The organism is Streptomyces sp. NPDC043870 (assembly GCF_056435785.1).
In genome coordinates, this window is sequence record NZ_JBWKDT010000041.1 from 1 (window position 1) to 4646 (window position 4646).

A 4646-nucleotide genomic window follows, 5' to 3' on the forward strand; every position below is an offset into this window, starting at 1 on the left:
CTCCCTTGCGGGTCTGGACCTGGTATTAGCCGCGGGCGACGGAGTAGGTGCGATCTTCGGGCTTGGTGAACTCGTCCATCCCCCCCCCCCCCCCCCCCCCCCCGACCTACCCCCCCCCCCCCCCCCCCCCCCCCCCCCCCCTCCCCCCCCCCCCCAGTCCTGTCCGCTGCTGCTTCGGCGGCGGGGGCCCGGTCCGCTGTACCGCCCGAGGGGCGCCGGACACCGTCCCGCCCCGTTGCGCGCGCCCGTCCCCCCTCTGCCCATCGCGCCCGTCCGTCCTCAGATCTCTCCGAGCGTGACCTCGGCAGTCACCCGCTTCCCCGCGCGCTCGTACGTCACCGTCACCTTCTCGCCCGGCTTCCTCGGCGCCAGCGCCTCCGCCAGGGAGGTGATCGTCGTGATCTCGTCATCGCCGATCCTGACGATGATGTCGCCCGATCTGATACCCGCCCGGTCCGCGGCGCCGCCCTTCGTCACCTCGACCACGGCGACACCCGACGGCCGGTAGTCGTCGGTGAGGACGGTCCGGCCCGTGATGTCGAGCGCGGACCGCCCCGAGTCGGTGACCCTGCCGTGCTTGATGATCTGGTCGGCGACGGTGCGCACCAGCGACACCGGGATGGCGAAGCCGATCCCCGGCGCCGCACCGCCCCCCAGGGCCGGGTCGGTCGCGGCCAGCGTCGGGATCCCGATCACCTCGCTGTCCAGATTGACCAGCGCGCCCCCGCTGTTGCCGGGGTTGATCGCGGCGGACGTCTGCAGCATGTTGCCGATCGTGGCGCCGGTGCCGTCGCCCAGCTCGCTCTCGCTCACCGTACGGCCGACTCCGGAGACGATGCCCTGGGTGACGCTGCTGGAGAGGCCGAGCGGGGAACCCATCGCCAGCACGATATGGCCCATCTCGACCGCGGCCGAGTCGCCGAACTTCGCAGGCACCAGCCCCGCCGGGAGGCTGTCCAGCTTGATGACGGCCAGGTCCTGCTCCGGATAGGTGCCGACCAGCCCGGCGGCGACGGCCTGCTTGCCGGTGGCGACGGTGACCTTGAAGTCCTTCTCGCCGCCGACCACATGGGCGTTGGTGACGATGTGCCCCTTGGTGTCGTAGACGATCCCGGAGGCCAGGCCGTCGCCGGACTCGATCTGGACGACCGACGGCAGCACGTTCTTGATCACGGTCCGGTAGGCGGACTCGAGGTCCCTCTCGGCGCTGGGGGGCCTGACGGCCGGCGCCGCGGCCTGAGTCGTGGCCTCGGGCTCCCCGGGCGGGCGGCCGCCGGAACAACCGCCGGCCGCAGCGACCGCACAGATCACGGCCAGCCAGGCCATGAGCGGCCCCGCGCGAGTGCGGCAAAGGGATCCGTCCATGGTCGGAGTGTCCCTTTCGGGACGGTCCCGCGGCCTGTTATGAACCCCCGATCAGGGTGACGCGTCGTGGCGCCGACAACGACGGAGGCCCTTACGGCCGACCCGAACGGGTGAAGAACGCGCCGAACGAGCACGGGCCCCACGCCGCCCGGGCCCAGCCAGGTCCTCGGGGTGTCTCGCGCCGGACCCAGGTCCTAGGGGTGTCTCGCGCCGGACACTCCCTAGCCCCGCACCCCGCACAAGTGCAGCAGCGCCGCCACCGACCGGTACGGATCCGTGCGCCCCGCCCGGTCCTCCGCCGCCAGCAGCCGCTCCAGCTCCTCCGCAGGCGGCAGCTCCGCCTCGTTCGCGACACCGTCCGTGAAGACCCGTACGCCGTACCACGCGTGCAGCGGCGCCGCGATCCCCGCGAGGGTGGCCGTGAGCGCCGCGAGGCGGTCGGCGCGGACCGGGAGCCCGAGCCGGTTGGTGTACGCGTCCGTGTCGAACGCGGTCAGCGCCGTCTGCCAGTCACTGGCGAGACCGGGCCGCATGGCCAGCGCGTCCGCGTTCCGTACGAGCAGGGACAGCAGGCCGCCGGGCGCCAGCATCCGCGCCAGGCCCGCGAGCATCGCGTCGCGCTCCTCGACGTACATCAGCACGCCGTGGCACAGCACCACATCGAACGAACCGGGCAGGAAGTGCACCCCGGTGTCCCGGCCGTCGCCCTCGATCATCCGGAAGCGCTCGCGGATGCCCTCGGGCTCGGTCGCCAGCGTCTCGCGGGCCACCTTCAGCATCTCGGCGTCGGACTCCAGACCGGTCACCGAGTGCCCGGCCCGCGCCAGGCGCAGCGCCTGGGTCCCCTGCCCCATGCCGACGTCGAGGATCCGCAGCCGCTGCCCGACCGGGAAACGTCCGGCTATCTGCTCGTCGAGCTGACGCGCGACAAGCTCCTGTCGGACGGTGTTGCGCAGTCCGCCCAGGCCCTTCAGCCAGGCAGCCGCGCCGCCACCGAAACCGGAGACGTCCGCGCTCAGGGCCGCTCTCCGCGCTTGACCTGGGGCTTGGGCAGCCGCAGCCGGCGCATCTGGAGCGTGCGCATCAGGCCGTAGGCCACGGCGCCGCGCTTCGGCTCGTCCGGGAACCGCTCGTTCAGCTGCTTCTTCAGGCGCAGCCAGATGCCGATCGAGTCGATGACGATCATCACGATGACACCGAGCCACAGCAGCAGAGCGATGTTCTGCAGCTTGGGCACGCGGATCATGGTGAGCACCAGGATCACCACGGCGAGCGGCAGGAAGAACTCCGCGACGCAGAAGCGCGAGTCGACGAAGTCGCGCACGAAACGGCGCACCGGACCCTTGTCACGGGCTGGGAGATAACGCTCGTCGCCGCCGGCCAGCGCCTCGCGCTGCTTGGACAGGTCGGCTCGGCGTGCCTCGCGCTGGCGGCGCATGGCCTCCTTGCGGTCGGCCGGAGCCGTCTGCGCACGGCGGCGCTGGGTCTGGGCCTCACTCCGCTTCGGGGTCGGGCGGCCCTTGGGGGCCTCGGGATCGCGGGGCTGCTTGGAAAGGTCCGCCGTCACCTTGCCGGTGGGGGCCTTCTCTGCGTTGGAACGGCTACGGAACACAAAACCCAAGGGTACGGGGTGCCGCGCAGGGACCCCAGCCCCCGGGGGAACGATCCGGCAACGGCGAGCGTCTGTACGGGGCAGAAGCAGGCAGAGCAGCCGAAGAGCAGACGCAGAACAGACGAAGAGCAGACGCAGAACAGACGCAGAAGCGACGCAGACCGGGACAGCCGACGATTTCCCCCGAAGGTCACCTACTCCTTGCGCCGGATCCGAGCCGTGGACAGGTCGTTCTTGGGGATGAGCGCATCCGCGCTCGAACAGTGCGGTAATGGATGCAGGGCCCGTACTGTGGGTTCTGGAGTAGCTGGAGCCACGTCCGTCAGAAGGGGGCGCGCGAAGCCCATGAGCGGTGTCATGAAGCGTATGGGGATGATCTTCCGCGCGAAGGCAAACAAGGCCCTTGACCGGGCCGAGGATCCGCGCGAGACCCTCGATTACTCGTATCAGAAGCAGTTGGAGCTGCTGCAGAAGGTGCGCCGTGGCGTCGCCGATGTGGCGACCTCCCGCAAGCGGCTGGAGCTGCAGCTGAACCAGCTCCAGGGGCAGTCCTCGAAGCTGGAGGACCAGGGCCGCAAGGCGCTGGCGCTCGGCCGTGAGGACCTGGCGCGTGAGGCGCTGTCCCGCCGCGCCGCGCTCCAGCAGCAGGTCACCGATCTGGAGACACAGCACCAGACGCTGCAGGGCGAGGAGGAGAAGCTCACCCTCGCCGCCCAGCGGCTGCAGGCCAAGGTCGACGCCTTCCGTACGAAGAAGGAGACCATCAAGGCCACGTACACGGCGGCGCAGGCGCAGACCCGGATCGGTGAGGCCTTCTCCGGCATCTCCGAGGAGATGGGCGACGTCGGCCTGGCGATCCAGCGCGCCGAGGACAAGACCGCGCAGCTCCAGGCCCGCGCCGGCGCGATCGACGAACTGCTCGCCTCCGGTGCCCTGGACGACCCGACCGGGATGGCGAAGGACGACATCGCGGCGGAGCTGGACCGGATCTCCGGCGGCACGGACGTCGAGCTCGAGCTGCAGCGCATGAAGGCCGAGCTGGCGGGCGGCAGCACCCCGCAGCAGGCCATCGAGGGCGGCAACGGCTCGGCGCAGGACCAGGCTCAGACCCAGCACAAGTTCGACAAGCAGTAGGGACGGCGCGTCATGATCGTACGGATCATGGGGGAGGGCCAGTGGACCGTGGCGGACAGCCATTTCGTCGAGCTGAACAAGCTGGACGACGAGCTGCTCGCCGAGATGGAGTCGGGTGACAAGGACGGCTTCCGCCGTACCCTCTGCGCCCTGCTCGACGCGGTCCGCCGGTTCGGCGCACCGCTCGCGGACGACGCCCTGGAGCCGTCCGAGCTGATCCTGCCCTCCCCGGACGCGTCGCTCGACGAGGTCCGGGAGATGCTCAGCGACGACGGCCTCATCCCGGGCTGAGGCCCGGGCCCCGGCACCCAGCACCCGGCACCACGGCCCGCGCCCTCGCCGTACCCAGGCCCGGGGGGGGGGGGGGGGGGGGGGGGGGGGGGGGGGGGGGGGGGGGGGGGGGGGGGGGGGGGGGGGGGGGGGGGGGGGGGGGGGGGGGGGGGGAGGGGGGGGGGGGGGGGGGGGGGGGGGGGGGGGGGGGGGGGGGGGGGGGGGGGGGGGGGGGGGAGGGGGGTAGGGGGGGGGGGCGGGGAGT

General features: G+C 72.1%; 5 protein-coding genes. 2 read left to right on the forward strand and 3 right to left on the reverse strand.

Annotation, left to right across the window (positions count from 1 at the left end):
- Positions 1–279: 279 nt before the first annotated feature.
- The 3 genes from AC0699_RS32665 to AC0699_RS32675 all read right to left on the reverse strand — a co-directional run bounded on the left by AC0699_RS32665 (position 280) and on the right by AC0699_RS32675 (position 2977).
- On the reverse strand, positions 280–1365 hold the full coding sequence (locus tag AC0699_RS32665) for a S1C family serine protease (RefSeq protein WP_478667731.1): 1086 nt from the start codon (positions 1363–1365) through the stop codon (positions 280–282).
- A 221-nt stretch (positions 1366–1586) separates the two neighbouring features.
- Positions 1587–2330: a class I SAM-dependent methyltransferase gene (locus AC0699_RS32670; protein WP_478667790.1), complete on the reverse strand. Its 744-nt coding sequence runs from the start codon at positions 2328–2330 to the stop codon at positions 1587–1589.
- A gap of 50 nt (positions 2331–2380) precedes the next feature.
- Positions 2381–2977 (reverse strand): DUF3043 domain-containing protein, encoded by a 597-nt coding sequence (locus AC0699_RS32675; RefSeq protein ID WP_478667734.1) that lies wholly within the window; start codon positions 2975–2977, stop codon positions 2381–2383.
- Positions 2978–3334: 357 nt separating this feature from the next.
- Between AC0699_RS32675 and AC0699_RS32680 the strand changes: the two genes are divergently transcribed.
- Both AC0699_RS32680 and pspAA read left to right on the forward strand, forming a co-directional pair.
- Positions 3335–4111, forward strand: a complete 777-nt coding sequence (locus tag AC0699_RS32680; protein ID WP_453666088.1) for a PspA/IM30 family protein — start codon at positions 3335–3337, stop codon at positions 4109–4111.
- A gap of 12 nt (positions 4112–4123) precedes the next feature.
- A complete protein-coding gene (gene pspAA, locus AC0699_RS32685; RefSeq protein WP_453666087.1) occupies positions 4124–4402 on the forward strand; it encodes a PspA-associated protein PspAA in 279 nt (92 codons plus the stop codon).
- Positions 4403–4646 lie beyond the last annotated feature (244 nt).

Bases quoted from the DNA above. Each gene is read 5' to 3' on its own strand.
- pspAA (WP_453666087.1), top strand. From the start codon at position 4,124: ATGATCGTACGGATCATGGGGGAGGGCCAGTGGACCGTGGCGGACAGC.
- AC0699_RS32680 (WP_453666088.1), top strand. From the start codon at position 3,335: ATGAAGCGTATGGGGATGATCTTCCGCGCGAAGGCAAACAAGGCCCTT.
- AC0699_RS32665 (WP_478667731.1), bottom strand. From the start codon at position 1,365: ATGGACGGATCCCTTTGCCGCACTCGCGCGGGGCCGCTCATGGCCTGG.